This window comes from Pseudomonas sp. GWSMS-1, assembly GCF_049847425.1.
GTDB lineage: Bacteria > Pseudomonadota > Gammaproteobacteria > Pseudomonadales > Pseudomonadaceae > Aquipseudomonas.
In genome coordinates this window covers 1,265,690-1,286,895 of sequence record NZ_JBMHHV010000005.1, presented here as the reverse complement: position 1 = coordinate 1,286,895, position 21,206 = coordinate 1,265,690, and the positions used below count along the sequence as shown (strand labels likewise).

The 21,206-nt window shown below is 52.3% G+C and carries 12 protein-coding genes and 3 pseudogenes; 8 read left to right on the top strand and 7 right to left on the bottom strand.

Going from position 1 to position 21,206, the window contains the following annotated elements; translation table 11 throughout:
• Positions 1–143: 143 nt before the first annotated feature.
• On the bottom strand, positions 144–989 hold the full coding sequence (locus ACEPAJ_RS09605; RefSeq protein ID WP_425914654.1) for a PilZ domain-containing protein: 846 nt from the start codon (positions 987–989) through the stop codon (positions 144–146).
• 81 nt (positions 990–1,070) lie between these two features.
• Here ACEPAJ_RS09605 and ACEPAJ_RS09600 point away from each other — a divergent pair.
• Positions 1,071–1,217, top strand: a pseudogene (locus tag ACEPAJ_RS09600) (IS66 family transposase); the annotation flags it as partial.
• A 7-nt stretch (positions 1,218–1,224) separates the two neighbouring features.
• Here the strand turns inward: ACEPAJ_RS09600 and ACEPAJ_RS09595 are convergent.
• A pseudogene (locus ACEPAJ_RS09595) lies at positions 1,225–2,377 on the bottom strand (IS3 family transposase).
• A 158-nt stretch (positions 2,378–2,535) separates the two neighbouring features.
• Between ACEPAJ_RS09595 and ACEPAJ_RS09590 the strand changes: the two are divergent.
• The gene (locus ACEPAJ_RS09590) at positions 2,536–2,898 is read left to right on the top strand and encodes a hypothetical protein (protein ID WP_425914653.1); all 363 of its coding nucleotides are present in this window, start codon (positions 2,536–2,538) and stop codon (positions 2,896–2,898) included.
• A gap of 870 nt (positions 2,899–3,768) precedes the next feature.
• On the opposite strand, the gene ACEPAJ_RS09585 is transcribed toward ACEPAJ_RS09590, so the two are convergent.
• Positions 3,769–4,425, bottom strand: coding sequence for a hypothetical protein (locus ACEPAJ_RS09585; protein WP_425914652.1), 657 nt, complete (start codon positions 4,423–4,425; stop codon positions 3,769–3,771).
• A gap of 147 nt (positions 4,426–4,572) precedes the next feature.
• Here ACEPAJ_RS09585 and ACEPAJ_RS09580 point away from each other — a divergent pair, with 147 nt between their 5' ends.
• Positions 4,573–4,701, top strand: coding sequence for a hypothetical protein (locus tag ACEPAJ_RS09580; RefSeq protein ID WP_425914651.1), 129 nt, complete (start codon positions 4,573–4,575; stop codon positions 4,699–4,701).
• Between the two features lie 148 nt (positions 4,702–4,849).
• Entirely contained in the window at positions 4,850–6,523 is a 1,674-nt protein-coding gene (locus ACEPAJ_RS09575) for an MBL fold metallo-hydrolase (protein ID WP_425914650.1), read from the top strand.
• Positions 6,524–6,833: 310 nt separating this feature from the next.
• Here the strand turns inward: ACEPAJ_RS09575 and ACEPAJ_RS09570 are convergent.
• Together ACEPAJ_RS09570 and ACEPAJ_RS09565 are read right to left on the bottom strand one after the other, a co-directional pair.
• Positions 6,834–8,263: pseudogene (locus ACEPAJ_RS09570) on the bottom strand (IS1182 family transposase).
• A gap of 215 nt (positions 8,264–8,478) precedes the next feature.
• Positions 8,479–10,917 carry an AAA family ATPase gene (locus tag ACEPAJ_RS09565; RefSeq protein WP_425914649.1) on the bottom strand — a complete coding sequence of 813 codons (2,439 nt, stop codon included), beginning with the start codon at positions 10,915–10,917 and terminating at the stop codon, positions 8,479–8,481.
• Positions 10,918–11,760: 843 nt separating this feature from the next.
• Here ACEPAJ_RS09565 and ACEPAJ_RS09560 point away from each other — a divergent pair.
• Entirely contained in the window at positions 11,761–12,633 is an 873-nt protein-coding gene (locus ACEPAJ_RS09560) for a hypothetical protein (RefSeq protein WP_425914648.1), read from the top strand.
• On the opposite strand, the gene ACEPAJ_RS09555 is transcribed toward ACEPAJ_RS09560, so the two are convergent.
• The gene (locus ACEPAJ_RS09555; RefSeq protein WP_153376404.1) at positions 12,599–13,627 is read right to left on the bottom strand and encodes an IS30-like element ISPa59 family transposase; all 1,029 of its coding nucleotides are present in this window, start codon (positions 13,625–13,627) and stop codon (positions 12,599–12,601) included. The two genes, ACEPAJ_RS09560 and ACEPAJ_RS09555, sit on opposite strands and share 35 nt — an antisense overlap.
• Before the next feature lie 627 nt (positions 13,628–14,254).
• Between ACEPAJ_RS09555 and ACEPAJ_RS09550 the strand changes: the two genes are divergently transcribed.
• On the top strand, positions 14,255–15,760 hold the full coding sequence (locus ACEPAJ_RS09550) for a HEPN domain-containing protein (protein WP_425914647.1): 1,506 nt from the start codon (positions 14,255–14,257) through the stop codon (positions 15,758–15,760).
• A 154-nt stretch (positions 15,761–15,914) separates the two neighbouring features.
• Here ACEPAJ_RS09550 and ACEPAJ_RS09545 read toward each other — a convergent pair whose 3' ends face one another.
• Entirely contained in the window at positions 15,915–18,473 is a 2,559-nt protein-coding gene (locus ACEPAJ_RS09545) for an AAA family ATPase (protein WP_425914646.1), read from the bottom strand.
• 357 nt (positions 18,474–18,830) lie between these two features.
• Between ACEPAJ_RS09545 and istA the strand changes: the two genes are divergently transcribed.
• Together istA and istB are read left to right on the top strand one after the other, a co-directional pair.
• The gene (istA, locus tag ACEPAJ_RS09540) at positions 18,831–20,330 is read left to right on the top strand and encodes an IS21 family transposase (RefSeq protein WP_425917916.1); all 1,500 of its coding nucleotides are present in this window, start codon (positions 18,831–18,833) and stop codon (positions 20,328–20,330) included.
• A complete protein-coding gene (istB, locus tag ACEPAJ_RS09535) occupies positions 20,323–21,126 on the top strand; it encodes an IS21-like element ISPst3 family helper ATPase IstB (protein WP_003459721.1) in 804 nt (267 codons plus the stop codon). The genes istA and istB overlap by 8 nt, the downstream gene beginning before the upstream one ends.
• Positions 21,127–21,206 lie beyond the last annotated feature (80 nt).

The following is a 21,206-nucleotide window of genomic DNA, read 5'->3' as shown; positions in this document are numbered from 1 at the left end:
CGTAATATTCTCCCCGCCTGGAACGGCATGGCCTCTGCGTAGAGCAAACCAATCTCTTGCGCCTTAACGGTACGGATCTGCGACTGCAGTAAGTAGCGGCCTGATCTTGACGGCAGATGCCGGGCCTACAGGCCAAGCCTGATTTACTGCGAGTGATCCTGGTTTTCAATCTGCGTACGCAAGACGTTTTTAGCGGAGCTCAAGCGCACGCCCAAACCATTGCTGCCAACGCGCACCGCCACCCCACGAACAGCCGTCGATTCTGCAGGTAGGTCTTTGACCTGCACGGTAATCAATTCACCTTCGATGAACGTCTTGTCGGCATCTTTTAACTCAACGAACACGCCTGTATCGGAGATGTCCCTGGTCACGCCCGTCAACATACCGCGCTGGCCTTCGACTGTGACTGTCAGCTCAACGTTAGAACGCAATGCCTTGCGGTCGGCTTTGGTTTGAGTCACCTGTTTACGCCGGGCGTCTAACTGGACACGCTCATCAATCAGTTGGTTTTGCAGTTGTTCCTCTACCCAGGCGGATCGCGTGCTGTTGTTACTGGCTTTAGCTAGGCGTAATGCTCTGTCGTTTTGCGCTATTGCTGTGAGCAACTTTGAACGGGTGTCAGGTGAGGAGGCTTTAGCGCCTGGACTGTTCAGCAGAATGTCGTTTTGCAGCTGCTCGATGCGTTCACTAATTGTCGATAGTTGTTGTGCTGCTGCCGACATACTTGCAGACGAAAAAGGAACACCGAGCTTAAAACGTAACTTGTCTGCAACGGTCAGTTTGGCTTGGGTTTGTTGCTCCAGCAGTTGCTGGCTAGCGAGTTCACTACGCAGTTGTTTGCAGTATTCCACGGCGTCTTTGAGTGCAGAGAGAAAAACCTCGTTAACGCGTTCGAGCTCCTGCTCAATCCAGCGTTGATTGAGTTCAACTCTGATCTGTTCAAGTCGCACCGCTTTTTTTGTATCGGCTGTGGAACGGTCGGTGGTCATAGATTCAACGCCATACATTCAGTCCATGTTTTTCGAGTATAACCGTTGCGTTGTAAACCCAACCGGTTGTCGCAACACTGAATCGTCCAGCGCGAGCTGGTGCACGAATGCGTAGCCATCGCCAAGGTTCTCGATTACAGCCTGAAACGCGGGCCGGCATTGTCACGTTATCTGGATGACGGCACGGTGCCTATTGATAACAACCACATCGAGCAGCTGAATCGCCCCGGATTTCTTAGACACTTTCCAGGCTCTGGAAATAACGCTTTTCAAACTCTATCGGCAACAGCTGATTGTTGAAACCATGCCGCCGTTTTGGGTTATAGAACATCTCGATGTAATCGAATACATCCGCGCGGGCATCCTGCTTGGTGCTGTAGATCTTTCGCCTGATCCGCTCCCGTTTCAGCAGTTGAAAAAAAAGCTTTCCGCTACCGCATTGTCATGGCAGTTGCCACGTCGACTCATGCTGCCAAGTAAGTTGTTGGCTTTCAGGAAGCTCTGCCAGTCACCGCTGCTGAACTGACTGCCTTGGTCTGAGTGAATCATCACTTCCTGTTTTGGCTTATGCCGCCAAACCGCCATCATCAATGCATCAATAGCCAAATCGCTGGTCATCTGTGGCTTCATCGACCAACCGATTACCTGCCGCGAAAACAGATCGAGCACCACCGCCAAAAATAACCAACCCTCATAGGTGCGGATGTAGGTAATGTCCGTAACCCAGACTTTGTTGGGCTCGGTGACATTGAATCGACACTCAAGATGATTCGGTGAGGCCGCTGGAGGCTTGCCGCCATAACGTTCTGGACGCCGCCGATATCCCCTCTGCGAGCGCAGTCCTTCCTGGCGCATTAATCGAGCAACGCGATTTCTACCGCACTGTTCTCCAAGCTCACGCAGGTCGTCATGAATTTTGCGGTAACCATAGACGCCACCGCTCTCTAACCAGGAGTGCTTGATCAAACCCAACAGCCGCTGATCATCCTTAGCTCGTGCCGACTTCGGCTCAGCCAGCCAGGCGTAGTAACCGCTGGCATGTACTTTAAGGGTCAGGCACAGACGGCGAACCGAATAGTCTGCGGATAGCTGACTGATGAAGGCGTACTTCAGCCGCACTCCTTGGCAAAGTACGCGGCGGCCTTTTTTAGTATGTCTCGCTCTTCAGTCACACGCTTGAGTTCAGCGCGCAAACGACGCAATTCAGCATGCTGGCCGTCTTCTTGCGCTCGCTGCTCTTGAGGCTTGCTGTAGCGCTTCACCCAGGCATAAAGGCTATGTGTCGACATGCCCAAACGAGCCGCTACCTCAGCCACCGGCAAACCTCGCTCGGTCACCTGTTTGACTGCTTCGATTTTGAATTCTTCGGGATAACGCGGGTTGCTCATGACACCTCCTAATGGGCCGTATTATGAGGCCTAGAGGTGTATACGAAACCAGGGGCGATTCAAATTAAAGACGGGTTCTTATCAGTCATCCAAGAAAAACATCGACTAAAACCAATGCTGCGTGGATTCAGTACGAGCTAACTCCAGAGCTAGTCAAGGTGCTTGAGCAATGCCAGGATGAGGTGGATTCACCTTTCCTAGTCCACCGCAAGCCTGAGCGCAAGCATGCGACAGAACACAAAGAGCATTGGTCAAAGGTTGAGAGCCGCTATCTGACCCGCGCCTTTCAAGAGGCAAGGGAAGCAGCTGGCTGCTATGCCGGGTGGACAAAAGAAGAACTGCCTGGGTTTCATGAAGTTCGAGCTGTGTCTGTAAAGCTCTATACCCGTTCAGGCGAGGATGCTCAGAAAATCGCTGGTCACGCCACGGCAGAAATGACTAAAAACTATCTGCGTGATAAAGATGATGTCACCTGGACAAAGGTTTCGCCGAACCTTGATATCTCCAAGATCACAGAGTGATTTTGCGCAGCACAAAAACAAAAACAGCCACTGATCACTCAAGTGGCTGTTTTTATTGGAGAATTATGGTCGGGACGGAGTGATTCGAACACTCGACCCCTAGCACCCCATGCTAGGGCTTTATATACCTAAGTTATTGATTTTAAAGGATTCACATAGAATTTGATTGGCACAAATTGACAACCAATCGCGATTTTGCAAACGGTAGAATGCGGGTTCCAGAGGCCTTTTTGCGCAGCATTTCTGGTGGATTCAGCACCAAAACTTACACTCACCTTGGTGACGCTCTCGCGCTGAACCCTCGACGCAAACACCTTAAATTCCCGGTCGCCTGCAACGATCTCCCAAGTAAATGCTAACCGCCTTAGCAGTAAATCCCCAGTACTCCCGCATCTAATCCGTTAGGGATTTGAACGCTGTCTACTGCACGCCCACACCGCCCCACGCACATCTAGAGCTCAATGAATCCGGCATCTGCTGGTTTTGAACGGTTTGTAGCGGCCTGGATTTTGCCCCCAGTTTTGCCCCCAAAATACGCGGGGCAAAAAAGTCATCCCCTGATCCCTAGGGGAGCACTCAGCACCCGTTCAGCTTGCGCCTGGCCGGGTGATTCTACACCGACGCAGAATAGACGCAGGCTATCATCCAGGTCTCATCCTGCCACACCTCAGACCAAACCGGTGATCTGCTCCGGCACCATTTAGATCCGCCCCAACAGGGTGAGCTAGAAATAATAGACATGCTCAGATTGCTGCACGGTGACATCAGTCGGATTCATCGTGTTGCTGGCTGCATAATGCTCTACGCCTGCTACGGAGGCCTTTGGGTTCTCCTGCCCCACCCTCGGCGCCAGCTCTTACAACTGCTCGATTATCGCTCAGTGAGATCCTTCAGCGCATGAAACCCATGAAGCTTTTCATCCCAGAGGTAGCCGCCAAGCTTCGATATACTGACAAACCATTCGTGACGCTCATCATCAATGCTGAGAACAATCCGGCGATTGCTGACGAAGTCACCGTCGAAACTCATTGAGTAATCATCAATCTGCAATCTCTCGCCCGGCGCAATCGAGGCAGAAACTGCAATCCCATCCTTGAACGCAGAGCCTGCTGTCCGATACTCATCGACGCCATCATCCGTGCTCGCATACGCATAGAGTGACCGGCTGAGATAGGTGATGGGTTTGGGTGTGCGATTCACCAGCCATACGGGCTGTTTGTCTGAGCAGCGCGGAAAATACGGTATCGCCAAGTACAAGCCAAAGGGCACTTCCTGCTCATAGGTGTCGAGGTTGGCCATCGCGATCAAATCAGCGATTTGTGCGCGACGCTGCGAGAGCAAAGCGAAGACGTCGTCATCCATTCGCGGACGACATCCGAGAAAAGACTCTAGAGCATCACAGGCAGACGTCACCCGCGCATAACGCTCCAGTTCACCTGCATGGCGCTCAGCTACCAGTGGATGACAGTCACTCGCCAAGCGTGATGCCCGGCTCATGACCTCATCATGAATCGGTCTGTGATACATATGACCCTCGTAGTGATACGGCCTAATCGTCTCAGCCGAATGAAAATTTCCTCGTCAGTTCCCTATCGAAGCTGCCAGCAGCAAACGAATACTGAGGCCGCCTTCGCAACAGGCCCTAGGCAGGCTAATTCAGAGAGGAAGATCACAATGAGCGATAAAAGCGACCGCGACAACCATGCGAATCAACTGAACGAAAACAACAATGCGTATTGGCAGTCACGTGGCTATGACGAGCGCCCAGACGACTGGGAAGAAGGCTCAGACGAGGATGAGTGAGATAACCCACGCCTCCCGATACCAGCCGTTATCAAGCCGATAATCGACTAGGCCTAACGCGTTCCGCAACACCCAAAAAACTTATTACTGACAGCTCGGCTGAATGCCCAAGAGCAGCGCCTACTGTCGCCCCAAAAAGGGAATAGTCATGTTGAAAATAAAATTTGTTGGCGCCATCGAGGGTGTCAGTGGCTCGTGCACTTGGCTGCACCACACCGATTCTGACACTCAATTTCTGGTGGACTGTGGCATGCATCAGGGTACAGAGCGGGAGGAATGGGCCAATAGCCAAGCGTTCCCCTTCCAAGCTGCGCGTCTCAAATATGTGCTGCTCACTCATGCGCACATCGATCACTGTGGCCTGCTGCCCCGGCTGATACGTGAGGGATTTACCGGCATGGTTTACGCCACCCGTGCAACTCGTGAAATTACCGAACTTATGCTGCTGGACGCAGCACGGGTAAGCGGCATGTTTACAGAACACGAGGTGAAGCAGATTCGCTGGAGCGTTCTGGATGATGACCCAGGCTTCAAATGGGGTCGATTAGTCCGCTTGGCCGAAGGCATTAGGATGGCCTACCTGCGCAGCAGCCATATCTTGGGTGCCTGTTTAATCAGTATCAGTTGGAAAGTGGGTGAAGCTGATCGCACCATCTGCTTCAGTGGTGATGTTGGCTGCCAGACCGATGAGAACGCCTATCTGCCGCTGATGAAAAGCGGCCAACAACCGTTCGCTGATACGGACTACATTGTTGTTGAGTCCACATACGGCGGACGTGTGCGGGCACAAGAGCATCAGGATTCCCAACTACGCCTGGCACGTCTGGCTGAAGTCATCGCACACACTCTGTTCGTAAAGGGCGGCAAAGTCTTGATGCCGGCCTTCTCCCTGCACCGTGCTCAGGAGTTACTGATGGACGTCCTGCACTGGATGAAAGTTAATTTGCCAGCCAGCAGACAGGCACTTGGGTATAGCGGCAATGATCAGCCAGTTACTGCCAATGTTCATGCACCACTGGGCCACGCGGTGACTCAGGTGTATGCAAAACACCTGTGCAGTAAGTCGCCTAACGGTAAGTTCAAATACCTGAATGCTGAATTGTGTAAGTCACTGGCAATGAATGCTAATGAGATTCAAGCCATGTTGCAGCGCCTGGTCGAGAATGGTCGCTTCAAAGCAGGCGATGGGGGCTATCTGAGCATGATTAAACCCAAGCAGCCCTCCAATTTTGAGGCCGATATCGTCATCGCCAGCGCCGGCATGTGCGACAACGGCCCAGTAGTGAGTTATCTGGAACGCTGGGGTAACGATCCGCGCAACACCGTTATCCTCACGGGCTACCAGTCTGGAGGCAGCAAAGGTGCCGAGCTGATGCAGCGTGCCACAGCATCCCCTGCGCCCATAGATAGCCTTTCACCCGGCCAGGCAGAGGTAATTGATATGTCACCGTATTACTCAGCCCATGCCGATCAACAGATGCTGCTGGATTTCCTGTTCCGCACCGATGGCTATGACTGTGACAAAGCCGCGACACTGCTGATCAACCACGGCAACCCGGAGAGCAAATATGAAATGCGCACAGCCGTCCAGCGGCGTGCCGACAGTCGAAGGGAAAATGATCGTCAAATCAAAGAAGTGAGAATCGCCGATGCTCGCTGGCTCAACCTGGACACAGGTGAAGTGATTGAGCAGAGCTGCACTGAGCAAGCACTGCTCGATGAGCTTGAGCTTTTACGACGACAGGTCGAGCTTCTCAGCGATAACAAGAACAGGCAGGATAAGCCTCGGACTCACGATACCACCATTCTGCATGCCGAATGATTCGGGCCAGCTTGCTGGAGGGGCTGCCGATTGGCAGCCCCTCCAAAGAATGAAATTACGGTGACTTGACTAACCGTTTGCACAACCGCTGGCTAGTCAATTTGTGTTCGACTTGACCACATCACGTCGTAGTGATGCTCGGCAGTGAACGGCCCAGAGTGTGTAAAAACACTTTCTTATCGTGCGTGCTTCAGTCCATTGCTCCTGGGCGTGGCGACTTCCCGATTATTTACCACGATCAGCGCCGGTAACGCTTCAGAGCGCGTATGAAGCGCTGTGGCACCTCCTGGAGCAGCAAAAGCTGGGGCTTTTACGCCGTCATCGCCTTCAACAAGCCTTCGGTGCCGATGATTTTCATCACCCGCTTCAAGTTGTAGGCGAGCACATTCAAGCTCATCTCTGCGCTCACCCCGTTCAGTTTTCGAGTCAGGAAGTGCGTTGCCCCATCCATTGTTTGAGCGTCCCGAAGGGATGCTCAACAGTCCGCTTTCGAACCCGCATCATCTCCGGTGCTTGGTTCAACCGGCGTTGCATTTCCTCCAGCACAGCTTCATGTTCCCAGCGCCTTACTCGACGATTTGTGCTTGGCGTGCACTGGGTTTTCAGCGCGCAACTCTGGCACTTTGAACTCCAGTAACAGTGCATATTCATGCCTTTCTCAACGCTGGAGAATCGCCAGATCAGTGCCTCCCCAGCCGGGCAGGTATATTCGTTTTTCGTAGCGTCATAAACGAAGGCATCTTTGTTGAACCGTCCTTCTGCCTTAGCGCTGGAGGTCATCGGCTTTGGTACATAGGCGGTGATGTTTGCGTCATGGCAGGCCAGTATTTCCTCGCCCTTGAAGTAGCCTCGGTCGGCGACTACCGACAACGTTTCTGTGCCGATGGCTTCACGAGCGTGCTTCGCCATTGAACTGAGCTGATCACGGTCGGAGCCTCTATTGGTGACCTCGTGAGCAACGATCAGGTGATGCTGCGTATCGACAGCCGTCTGCACGTTGTAGCCGACGATACCGCTGCCGCGCGTCATCATCGAACGGGCATCTGGGTCGGTCAGTGAAACCTGTTTGTCAGGGGAATCGTTGAGCTGAGTTTCAATCCCCTGAAGCTCTTTCATCTGCGCTTTGAGCTTGGCGATTTTATCTTCCAGGCTGGCAGTGTCTGGCGCGGAGGCGCTAGGAATCTGTCGATCAGCCGCATCGAGCGATGCCAAGTAACGGCTAATGCTCGTCTCGATTTCTTCCATGCGCCGCTTCAGTTTGGCGCTGGTGAAATTCCGGTCTCGGTTGTTCACCGCCTTGAATTTACTGCCGTCGATGGCGACTAGGTTTTCGCTGAACAATCCCAACTGCTGGCAGAGCAAAACGAACTGGCGGCATACACCGCGAATGGCTTTGCTGTTGTCTTTTCGGAAGTTGGCGATGGTCTTGAAGTCGGGCATCAATCGCCCGGTCAGCCACATCAGCTCGACATTGCGTTGGGCTTCTCGCTCAAGGCGTCGGCTCGATTGGATGCGGTTTAGGTAGCCGTAGATATAGATCTTCAGCAGGATCTCAGGGTGGTAGGCAGGTCTGCCGGTTTCGGCTGGAATGACACCATCAAAACCTAGCGTGGCTAGGTCGAGTTCGTCGACGAAGACATCGACCACACGTGCCGGATTGGTATCGCTGACGTAGTCGTCGAGGCTTTCGGGAAGTAAGGTACTTTGACCTCGGTGTTCACCCTGGATAAACCGTTTCATGGGCGTCCCTTGCGCTGAGATTCTCGGAAATCATAGCAAGGGTTTACCGATGCGTTTTTACACACTCTGGGCCAAAAGCGGACGTTCACCAAAGCTCTATTTTGAGGTTTGGAGGCGCCTACAAAGCCGGGGACGATTCAATGGCGAGTATCAGACCGAGGCAGAAGCTCTTGAACCGGCGCACCACCAGGCACGCCGGCTCATGATCAATCGACTCAGAATGGGGTATCAGGTTCCGAACCATCCACCCCAGCTGAGAATGGCTCAGGGGGCTGCGCTACAATGGGGATTACCAAGGACGTAGGAGTACTCAATGGCTCGGCAGCACCTTCACCACCAGCCGCCCCTGCAACAATGTTAAATGCGTCTGTGCCGGCGGCAGCCCCGCCTGCTTCGCCCACCAGCTCCCCATCTTCCGTCGCCACCTCAACAGGATCTAAATCGACAAAGTCTCGGCCCATCATCATTTTATAATGAGGCATATGTTCCATAGCCTTAAAGACCTTGAAGAAGATCTTCATATAGCTGTGCGCCATACCATCGCTTATTGCCACATACAGATCATCTGGCGAATAGTGGGATCCGTCGTTAACCCAACTAATCAATGATTGGCATTGAACCTTTTCCTGTCCTTCGAACTTATCGATGATGACATGCGTATCTATGTTTCCTAGGATTTTGAAGTAATTCTCCAAGATCCTGCGCATGGTGTTTTGAATGGTAAGCGCCGGCAATGGCTTTTTCGTCAACTCTGCCCACAGCAGCTGATAGGACGTCTTAATAGGATTGTTCTCAAAGCCTTCAATTTTCGAGAAGTGATCGGGCTTACGTACTACCCAAAACGTCTCATCCTTAATAGAAGCATCTCCAGCCCTCTGCGGGTTAAAGGTGATTTCTTTATGAAAGTGCACGTTATGGGTCAGGACAAAGACCTGCTTTAGGTTATTCCCTTTCTGGCGAACCTCGTGGAAAAGCTTTTTGATCAAGCTGCCCACGATGAACAGAACATCGCTATCCAGGCTTGAAACCGGGTCGTCGATGACGACTATCCGATCAGTACTGATACCCGAGGTCGTGATACTTCCCCTGAGCAAATGATAGAAGTAAAGGAAAGTAACGAAGGTCTTTTCGCCTTCGCTGAGTGTTGCTTTAGCATCAGTTCCATCGCTTCTGATTAGGCGATATGAATTTTCGGCACACGCAGGATCCAGGGAGAAACTTCGGAACCCAAAGTCTTTCAGGATTTTATTGATCGCAATGACAGTAGGTCTCACACTTGTCAGCGAAGTTTCAATCTTTGCAATTTCTGCATCAGTCTTGGATATATCTACCGCTGCCCTATCCATGCTTGCAGTGATGCCATCAATTGCTTTACCGACACGGTCAAAATCTTTGGTGTAATCAGCAAGAGTGTCTTTAAGCTCAACATCAAGAAGATGCCGCCACACCGCACCTGTTAACTTATTCTGCTCAACGGAGAACCCCGAAACAAGACGATTATGTTCAGAGACCTTGAGGTTGGCTGAATTGATCAGCTCAGAAATTCTAAGCGGAATCTCTGCAAGACCTTCCAACGCCACGTCAATACTGGGACTAGTCACCTTGTGGTCAATGCGTTGCCTGTTCACCAAAATGATTGCATTCAGGGCCTGCAACTCAAGATCAAGCTTCTCTATATCTAAGTGAGAACAATCCGTAGCCAAGACCGTTTGAGCCTGGAATAACAGGCCATCTGCTACCGAGTTATAAGTATCCCGAAACTGCGATAGAGCTCTAGTATCAGCCTCGAATGTTTCGTCGAAATAATCCTCAAGGCTTTTTTCGAATTCATGCGGCAGTTTCTGTTGACAGAAAGGACAGTCATCGTCGGTATGGCCCAAGTACTTCATACCTTGCCTAATCCAGTCACTGTTCCCTAGGTGCTGGATCATCGCAGATACATTGACATCCTCTTTGCCAACCACTTTCTTGCTCAGGACAGGGTTTTGCTCAAGCGCGACCAAGCGAGACAGGTCAAGGTTGGAGACAGCATTCATGGGTGATGGTACGTCACCATAAAGTACGCCTGCGCGCTTGCGCAGGTCTTCGATATCAACCAGCTGGGAGGTGTTACTTTTGCTCTCCTGTAAGACCCTATTCTTGAAGGCCTCCCGGTTATTTCTCAGGCCTGTAAAAGCCCCCTGAAACTCATCGTCGTGCTTCTGCTTTTGTTCCCAACACCGTGCTACTAGCTTTGCTTCCAAGGCATTTTTTTCGGCGATCTTCCCGCTCTTACCGTCTGGGCCATTCAGGTTTTCTTGCGCTTTTGTTTTGAACAGCGCATTGCGGTCTCTTTCCTTCTTTAGCTCTTCCAAGCGATCAAGTTGCGCCTGCTCGGCCTGCCCCAGCGTGAACACACCTTTGAACTGCTTCGAATCAATGAAATTCGCAGCGATGAAGTCGTTGTTGTAGACCATTGCCGGAATCTGATTGCCTTTCGCCCACGTGACCTTGGAGGCAGTTGAAAATGCTGGGTTGTTTATCAGCCTGCTGATCGTTGTCTTGCCTGCTCCGTTTGCACCGTAGAAGTAGTTCACGGCCTTCAGGTTTTGAATCGTTTCGGGGGTTACGGGGCTGTAGGTCGCTATGCCGGAAAGGGTGATCGATTCAATCATGTCTCGCATCCGTGGGAGAGGGGGAGTTAGGGAACAAGCTAAGGGGCGGCCCTAGATATGACGCACGTCATCCTGGAATTCAGAGCAGGGAGCAGGCGGCGGCCTTTTGCCACCTCAGCGTAGACCACTACACCAGCTTGTGAAGCCGGTAGCAATCGAGGACTACCATCGCGAACCCGACTGTAGTGATCTACTCCTGCCTGATTTTCGTCGTTTTGCGGAGTGGTCAAGCGCGTCCTAGGCACTTCGATTACAGCTAGCCACGGTGCATTTTTTCAAGTTGCACATTTTTCTAGGCTCTGTTCGCGTTCGTCGTTGGCTCCGCCCAAGATGGGTTTCGCTGCTGGGTTCCAGGAAATCCATAGATTTGGTCTTATCCCCAGCAAGTACGGGGTCTCCAGCTGAATAGACCAGTTGAACCCACGATGAACGCGAACAGAGCCTTTTTCTATCACTGTCCGCTCTTGGCCGACTCCTGCCTGTTACGACAGGCTCAATGCGGCCAGAAGCGGTCACTGAGATTGGGTAGAAATGGGGTTGTCCACAAACTTGCTCGCACCTGGGATTGATTTACACCTCACCCTGCCGGATTGGCTGACGTCATTCCTGTCCTAGCTTTAAATGATTATGCAAAGTTTGCTGACGTTGAGTGAGCTCAAGCTGTAACTGATGTCAGCGATGCTAATCTTGGTGCTAAGCAGCTTTTATTGAGCGTGCCTAGTGCATTGTGGAGGTGATCAACGGCTCAGTGGGCTTTATTGATCCTCGGAGAGATGGAAGCATTTTTACGCAATGACCTGGTTATACTGCTAATGTTTCCAGGCAGCCAGAGAAAGATCAGCGATGCGGTATCTCACAAGCAAAGGATTGTTCGCCCGTAATGTAGGGGGAGAACGTTATGTATTGGAAGATGTATTCGGCGTGTGCACGACCCCCTTCTTAGCCAAAGATATTGAAGAGTTATCAGCGACTATCAGTACTCTCGCACGCGTGAGCATCCTCTGTAGTGAGGAGTGCTTAAATCCGATGGCCTCGCCAGAGTTCGCCAATTGGTTTGAGCTAGAGAACTTTTATGTATCCAAGATTTCAGATCATTATAGATATTGGCAGGTGGGTAGAAATCTTGTTGAGACTTATGATGGCGTATCAGCCATGCTCCCTATAGCTTATTTCGAAACTGGTTTTGGAAGCGGCAGCAAAGACGTCCTAGAGTTCATTGATAAACATATTTCTACTGCTGCAATTAACTCCACGGTGCCTTTCACCCCAAGCTGCATAGCCATTAGACTTTCGCATATTCAAATTGAGCGCATGTGTAGCGATCTAATGGCTCTTCTTAATCGGTCGATTCGGTCGCTTCTTGATTTTCTTATAGTCCAGCGTGCGACAATAGCTGAGGAAAACTGGGCTCGTGAACATATGGACGTCTCAGAGATTGTTCATTCCGGGCCAAAGTCTTATCAAGCGGCAAGCCTTGCTACGATATGTGTAATCTCTCTATGCACATCTCTCGATATCATGAGCAAGCTAATTCACTTTGTTAATGCCAGCTCTCGCCCCACTGAAAAATTTAAATCAACCCAAGGAAAACATTTTTCCGATCTCTATAAGACAAAAGCAAACACTCTCCCTCAAGATTTCTTTAAAGCGATGGCGGTTGCAGGAGCTGAGTGCAACACGGTCATTGAATTGAAGCTGGAGCATCATGCCGCATAGCCATGGCCTTCTGCATCACCTCACCCATAACTTCGATGGGGCACTTGAAGTCGAAGCGCTTACGCGGTCGCATGTTCAGTTGCAGTGCAATAGCGTCGAGTTCTTCTTGGCTGTGTACCGACAAGTCCGTGCCCTTGGGCAGGTACTGGCGGATCAGGCCATTGATGTTTTCGTTGCTGCCGCGTTGCCAAGGGCTATGCGGATCGCAGAAGTAAATCGCCACCCCGGTCTGCTGGGTGATTTCAGCATGCCGCGCCATTTCTCGGCCCTGGTCGTAGGTCATGCTCTTGCGCATCGCCAGCGGCATGCCATTGAGCGCTGCACTGAAGCCTTCCATCGCCGAGGTCGCCGTCGCGTCGTTCATCTTTACCAGCATCAGGTAGCCACTGGTGCGCTCTACCAGCGTGCCTACAGACGAGGCGTTGGCCTTGCCCTTGATCAGATCGCCTTCCCAATGCCCTGGCATCAGTCGGTCTTCGATCTCCGGTGGGCGCACATGGATGCTGACCATCTCGGGGATCTGGCCACGCCGATCCACGCCGCCAGAGCGCGGCCGGCGCGTCGTCTTACTTTGGCGCAGGCAGATGATCAGCTCCTTACGCAGCTCGCCGACCGGCAAGGCATAGATGGCGTTATAGATCGTCTCGCGACAGACGTATGCATCTCTGAGGCTGGGAATGTTCATGCTGCGCAGCTTGCCGGCAATCTGCTCGGGAGACAAACGCTCGCGCAGCATATGGGCCACCAACTGAAAGCGCTCACCACCCGGCAACAGCTTTCGTTTCGGTCGACAGCCTTGGCGGCGGGCCTGCATCTGCTGCTGGGCCATGCGGGCCGAGTAGCCACCACAGACATCTCGATTGCGGCGCAGCTCCCGGCTGATGGTCGAAGGGGATCGGGTGATCAAGCAAGCAATCTTGCGCAGGCTGAACCCTTGGGCACGGCTGATTTGAATGGTGGCGCGTTCTTCAACGCTGAGTTCGGAATAAGACATAGGGGCAGCACCGTACCGGAAAGGTCAGGTGTTGCACTCAGTTTTTGCCGCCGCCGATTATAAACAAATGGGAAGACTTGCCAGGAGCGTCTTCATTAATTCAGTTTCGTCATGACTTAGTACACAGCACCGCAGCCTTGGAGCTTGAAAAAATATATGTTGGCTGTCAGACAGGGGAGATAAATGAGCTACCGCTTCACTACGCTTTTGTACCCTGGCGCGATTGCAATGCAAATGGGCAGCCAATACGCTATCTTGGTCGCGAGTACTTCACTTCGGGAGGAGTTGACATGGAATCACAACTTCTGTGCTGGACGAAAAGCGTGATCTCCCTCCATCTTTACACTGGAGAGCAGTTGCTTGATTTCCTAAAAGAGCAGACAAAAGACGACATCAAAGTTGAGCTGGCAAACAGGTGTATGTAATCGCATGCGATTATCCCGCTGAATTACTTCTAAATTTTTAGATGCGTCCGAGTTGTGTCTACTGGCCGGGTCTAGCCTATTGCGACATGTTAGATCCTGCTAAAGGCAGGCATAATAATGGTGACTTGAGCTTGTCGTAAGCCCTAAATATTCTGACTGAGTGTTGCCTGTAACCGGTTTTGGTAACCATACTAGGATGCCCATGAAAAAGACGAAAGGAAGCTCTTCTAATCGCTACCTCGGGACTTACCAGATATCCAGTGATCAAAACCTGGTCGGTGAGTTAGCACTCGATGGAGAAGGCACAATCTTGAAGGTTCATGCCAATGAGCCCCTTCATGTGGGAAACGTTGAGCATGTAAAAGGGATCGCTTACACAGGGGACTACATCACTCTTATCGATTGTCTTAGCTCGGGGCATGGGGCGCGCTATTCAACGGATGGTTCATGCCAGTATCACGCTGACATCCTTCCACACTATGTATCAATTGGCTCCTCACATCTTGATCCAGAGGCGTCATGCATCAAAGCAATTCACTTTACAGCTACGGATTTGCAGGATCTGTTCTATGACTTTGATGCATTCAGCACTGTTATAAATGCCCTCCCAATTATCGATTCTGTTCTCGAAGAGCGCCGTAAGATGCGTCCTGTCCAAGCCGGCGAGCATCCAATAGTTTCTTACTACACGGGCAAGGGTTGTGTGATTGAGGCTCCATCGTCCATAGGCAAGATTTCAGTCCATCACCGGCCAAGCTATGGCATGGGAGGGCCTGCCGGTGTCTACATCAAAAACAGGATGGTTGTGTCGATAGAGCCCAGCGAGCCAGCCACATTCTCTGAAAGTCTCCAGAGAATGTATGACATTGGTTGCTTTCTTTCCGTAGTGGCAGGGCGCGCTCAAGGTATAAAACACATTCAACTAGAAACTTCGCAGTCGGTTGACGGCGTTCCAGTAGTGCTTTCAGTATTTCCTTGCTTCCCATGGAAAACTGGTCGGAAAAGCGAGTACTACAAGCCTCATCCCGGAGACGTGCCACTAGATCCGATTCATGCCCCAGAAGAGTTCCGTGCCGTCTTGGCCAACTGGGTTGAACGCCACGAATCGTGGCATACAGCACGAACGCGATATCTAGGCTGCCTTCGAAAAGGAAATAATTACGATTTTGACCGGCTTGTGGCCGCTGCGAATATGTTCGACATTCTTCCCGCAGATGCAGCGCCAGCTAAAAACCAACTATCTCCAGAACTTGCTGAGGCAAAGCGAGCTTGTAGGGAACTGCTCAGAAAAATTCCACAAGGTGTTGATCGAGATAGCGTGCTTGGAGCGTTAGGCCGAATGGGGCAGCCATCGCTGCCCAAAAAAGTGTTTTACCGTGCAACCATCGTGGAGAGTCAGTTGGGGGATAAAGTCCCTGATCTTGCGTTCGCTGCTGGTATTGCCGTCAAACTTCGAAATTACTTTGTGCATGGTAGTTTGGATGGGCTTGAATACGAAAAAATTGAACCTTTCCTGGCCTTTTTAACAGATACGCTTGAATTCGTTTTTGCTGCATCCGATCTAATAGATGCCGGATGGAGTGCTCTGCGTTGGTCACGTAGGTCTCTCGGTTCTGGACATAGTTTCAGTCGTTTTCTAACCGGATATAAACACCTGCTTGGTGAGCTTCGAATCGCCACAATCCCAGATGCGCAAGCGGCCACCTGAATTGCAGCTGAATTCATAAACACTCAATGACCGCTTCTGGCCTTCTCCTGCCTGATGTGACAGGCTCAGAGCGGCCAGAAGCGGGCGCTCAGACTAGGGAAAACCAACTCTTACATTCGGTCACGCTCAGAATATACGTTGCAACTATCTACATTCATTTCGGCTTCCTCGCCAGTAAGGCGGCCTTCATGGTAATTAGATCGTCATACCAAGATTTAAATTGGTCGCGCGACTTTCCTGAATAAAAATTGCGAATATCATCATGCTCGGTGGGACTGAGGTTTGAATAAAGATCTCTGAGTTTGTCAGCCTCTTGAGGCAGAAGAGGGACAAGCTTTGTAAATTGATGGAAGGTCGAAATATTCAGACCTTTGTGTTTGTACTGATGGCGCTGTTCGTTGAATACATAGCCATTAGTGATGCGCTCAATCAGCCTGCGAAGGAGGCCGGAAAGGTGTTCTTTCTCGGCGCTGGAGGGCTCATCGGACGAGCCGGTGTACGCTTCTATCTGTGAGCACAATTCGTCCCATTTTTCGACGTACTCAGACACTGTTGAACAGTCTTCAAGCACCTGCACTGACAAGCAATGATCCAAGCCTGAGCGGTTAAACGTCGACTGAAGATTGGCAAAAAAGTCCCAGTTATGGGTAAGGATGATAATTTGGGCGCTAGGGTTGTCCCGTACATAGTCTCTCAGTCTTTCGCAGAAGTTCGAGACGTAGTTGTAGTCAAAGCTGGTGACAGGATCATCCAGAACTAGCACTTGATGTGCCGTGGTCGATGCCTCGCACATAAATACTGCTAGAGCATGCACCTTCTGTTCACCTTCGCTGAGCACCCGATGTACTGGGCTGTCACCAACCTTAGGTGTAACGATGGCCTCCGCCCCTTGGGTGGCGAGTTTGACGCCCATCTGCTCTAAAGATGAGCCGCTCAGCCTTTTATATTCGTTATCAAGGTGAGGAATAAACGAATTCAAAACCAACTCGGTATGGGCTTCCTTCATCCTTGCAGTCACCGCAGCCAGGCGGGGAGTGAAGTTGAAGCCGTTTACAACTTCTGCTGCCTCCTCGAAGCTAATAGCTGCATTGCATAGCGCGACGGCATCCTCCTTAATGCTGAAGGCGGCCTCATAGACGATGTCTAAACTAATCGCATTTTGCAGCCTATTAATTTCGGCTTGTGTTTTATCGAGGTCGGCAGAGGCTAGCGAAAGAGCTGAAGTAATTTGCGTATGGCGCTCGGAGATTTTGTCGATATAGTCATCGATTTGCAGGTATTGCGAGTAATCCTCGATCATTTCATCGGTTATGGTTTTCTCGCGAATCGCACTGTCAATGCGATCTAAAGTGGCATTCAAGCCCAGTATGAACTCGGGAGAAAAGTGAGGTGTGTAAATCAAAGTATCTGGTTTCTGAAGATTGTAGACCACAGCATACGCTTCATTTAACTTATCCTGGCGTGCTTTGAGTTGGTCGATTTCTGCATGCAGAGTAGATATCAGGTACTCATGATAGCTTTTGAAGAGCACGCTGCGTGTCTGCGAAACTTCCTGAAGGCAGAGTGGGCATGACTGCGCTGTTAACAACGGCGTAGAGTTATTTGCTGCAAAGATTAATTTCTGGTGCAGTTGAGGGTCAGTCCCTTCAGGAAAAACGGCGCGGCCTAACTCTATGCTTGCGGCCTGCTTTTGCTGAAGTGTGTTCATGACCAGAACTACCTCGGCAGGGGAATACTTTTCGCAAGTTGACTTAAACAAACGCAGGGTGGACACGAACTGAGATAACAGTGATTGTTCTGCTTGAAGCGATTTTTTCCCTTCCTGGCTCGTAGCGGCAGTAAGTTGCTGGAGTAGCTGCTGTTGCTGGGTTCTAGTTTCTTTTGTAGCTGGGTCGTAGGCGGGTATGCTTGATATCCACGTCAGCATGGGGCGCGTATTGGTCGCCTCCCAACTGGCGAACTCGCCAGTGGCAATGTCGATAGAAGTAACGACCCTGTTTTTAAGAGCAGTGATCGCCAGATTTGTACTATTTCGTGTTGCGTCGATTTTTGTCAGGCAAAACTGTTGAAATTGCTTGATGTAATTCTTTGCGTACTCGAAGCATTCCAGCCGAAATACAGAGATCTCAACGACAGCCTCTGGGTTTAACGAGCCTGTCGCGTGTTTTATGGCAATGGTTGAGTCAAAATACTTAAGTGCTTGTGCTTGCACGCCGTAGCCATCTAGCTCGCTCCAGTTCTGTATGCTCGGTAAGTCTTTGAATTTATATCCAAACGAGGCCAGTACCTTTGCTTTGCTTCTGACGTTGGTAAGCGGCTCTTTTGGCTTTTCGGGATTAGATAGTACTTTCAGTGCCTGGCAGAGGCTGGACTTCCCCGCGCCATTTTTACCGAAAATCAAAGTTACTTTTTTAGGCAAGTCGAGCGTAAGAGATGGGCTCAGACGCTTGAAGTTTCGGAATGCGGTTAGTTGCTCTAGGTGGTAAGTCTGCGCGGCGGCCTTGGCAGGTAAAGCCAACTGAGGAGGTGTGGCAGCCACAGGGCTGAACGCTTCGGTTCCGAGAAAGTAGTTCCAGAGCTTTTCGAGATCCGAGTCAACGAGTGGCTCCCCATTAGACTGTATTGCGTGGTCGCAGATGGCGTGGAACCACACCTCATTGACGGTATCGCGATAGGCGAGGAGATACCCGGTAGCATCGTTGTGCGTTGCCATTGCGTGCGTCCTTGTACGTTAGTGTTCATCTGAATTTTTACGGTAGAGCCGCCTAGTTTATGCCTGCTGAACAAGGACAGTGGTCAAAGCACCTCTAATCCATTTCAGCGACATAGCGACAGTATGCACTTAGCCGACCTAGCTCTGCCTCAATGTGGAAATGATCATCAAGCGCTCCTCAACATTATCTGCCTTGGGTCGGAAGCACATACCTAGTCGGAGGCTGCTTTTGGCCGATTGGGTGTTGCCGCTGACCGAAAACTGACCCAGTAGAGGCTGTTCTGCCGACTGAAAACTGACCCAGGTGTTCAACTGCTTCTGCTCAATTTTTGAGCAGGAGAACACAGGGTGATCAGTATGGAAATGATGGGCAAAATCCGCCGGATGTATTTCCGCGACAAGCTGTCGCTGCATGAGATAGCCAAGCGCACCGGGTTGGCGCGCAACACGATTCGCAAGTGGGTCAGAGCACCTGAGGCCAAGCCGCCGGTCTACCAACGCCGCGCGATCTTCAACAAACTCAGCCCTTTTCACGCCACGCTGGAGCAGGCGCTAAAAGCCGATTCGCTGCGGCCCAAGCAACAGCGGCGCAGTGCCAAGGCGCTGTTGGCGCAAATCAAAGCCGAAGGTTATGACGGTGGCTACAGCCAGCTCACCGCGTTTATCCGTGCCTGGCGAGGGGGACAGGGCAAGGCGTCGCAGGCCTTTGTGCCGCTGACCTTTGCTCTTGGCGAGGCGTTTCAGTTTGACTGGAGCGAGGAAGGCTTGCTGGTCGGCGGCATTTACCGGCGTATGCAGGTGGCACATCTGAAGCTGTGTGCCAGCCGTGCGTTCTGGCTTGTGGCGTATCCGAGCCAGGGCCATGAGATGTTATTTGACGCCCATACACGCTCGTTCGGCTCCTTGGGCGGCGTGCCGCGCCGGGGCATCTACGACAACATGAAGACCGCCGTCGACAAGGTCAATAAGGGCAAAGGCCGGGCGGTGAATGCGCGCTTTGCGGTGATGTGCGCGCATTACCTGTTCGATCCGGACTTCTGCAACGTCGCCGCTGGTTGGGAAAAGGGCATCGTTGAAAAGAACGTGCAAGACAGCCGCAGGCGTATCTGGCTAGACGCCCAGGACTGCCAGTTTCACTCCTTCGAGGAACTCAATGCCTGGCTGGGCCAGCGCTGCCGCGCGCTTTGGAACGAGCTGACGCACCCTCAATACAGCGGGCTCAGTGTGGCCGAGGTACTGGAGTTGGAGCGCGCCGAACTGATGCCTGTGCCAGCGCCATTCGACGGTTACGTCGAGCGGCCTGCGCGGGTCTCCAGCACCTGCCTGGTCAGCGTCGGGCGCAACCGTTACTCGGTGCCGTGTGAGTACGCGGGTAAGTGGGTCAGCAGCCGTTTGTATCCGACCCGCATCGAGGTGGTGGCCGATGATGCGCTGATTGCCAGCCATGCGCGCTTGCTGGATCGCGAACAGGTCAGCTACGACTGGCAGCACTACATCCCGCTGATTGAGCGCAAGCCCGGCGCGCTGCGCAACGGAGCGCCCTTTACTGATCTGCCAGCGCCGCTGCGTCAGCTTAAGCACGGTCTGGGGCGTCATGCCGGCGGTGACCGGATCATGGCGCAAGTCCTGGCTGCCGTACCGGTCGCCGGACTCGATGCCGTGCTGGTAGCCGTTGAGCTGGTACTGGAGAGCGGCAGCCTGAGCGCCGAACACATCCTCAATGTCGTGGCACGGCTGACAGCATCCGAACCACCACCCAGCGTCGAAACCCACTTGTCGCTCAAGGAAGCCCCCGTCGCTAACACGGCGCGCTACGACCGCCTGCGTGGCCAGGCCGAGGAGGTCGGTCATGCGTGATTTGATGGCGGAACTCAAGGAGCTGCGCCTGCACGGCATGGCCACGGCCTGGGCGGAGTTAACTGCACAGGGTGAGTCGAACACAGCCTCGTCCAAGTGGCTGCTCGAACACCTGCTGGAACAAGAGCACACAGATCGCGCCATGCGCTCGGTGAGCCACCAGATGAACATGGCCAAGCTGCCGATGCACCGCGATCTGGCCGGCTTCGACTTCAGCGCCTCCAGCGCCGACGCTCGCTTGATCAGCGAGCTGGCCAATCTGAGCTTTACCGACACCGCGCAGAACGTGGTGCTGATCGGTGGGCCAGGCACCGGTAAAACCCACCTAGCCACCGCGCTGGCCGTGTCCGGCATCACCCGGCACGGTAAGCGCGTGCGCTTCTACTCCACGGTCGATCTGGTCAATCTGCTGGAGCGCGAAAAACACGACGGCAAAGCCGGGCGGATCGCCCAGGCACTGCTGCGCATGGATCTGGTCATCCTCGACGAACTGGGTTATCTGCCGTTCAGCCAGGCTGGCGGTGCGTTGCTGTTTCACCTGCTGTCCAAGCTGTACGAACACACCAGCGTGGTGATCACCACCAACCTGAGCTTCGCCGAATGGTCGAGCGTGTTCGGCGACGCCAAGATGACCACCGCCCTGCTGGATCGGCTGACCCACCACTGCCACATCGTCGAAACCGGTAACGAGTCCTATCGACTGCAACACAGTAGCTTGGCGGCCCAGGCCAAGATCAAATCACGGGAGCGAAAGCGTAAGGGCGGCCAAGAACCGGAGGACGATGAGCCGTTCTGATTTCATGGCGACGACGGCCTGCTACATGGCTGCATGTGGCAGGTCTTAAACAACTGAACTGGGCTAGCGAAGGAGTGGGG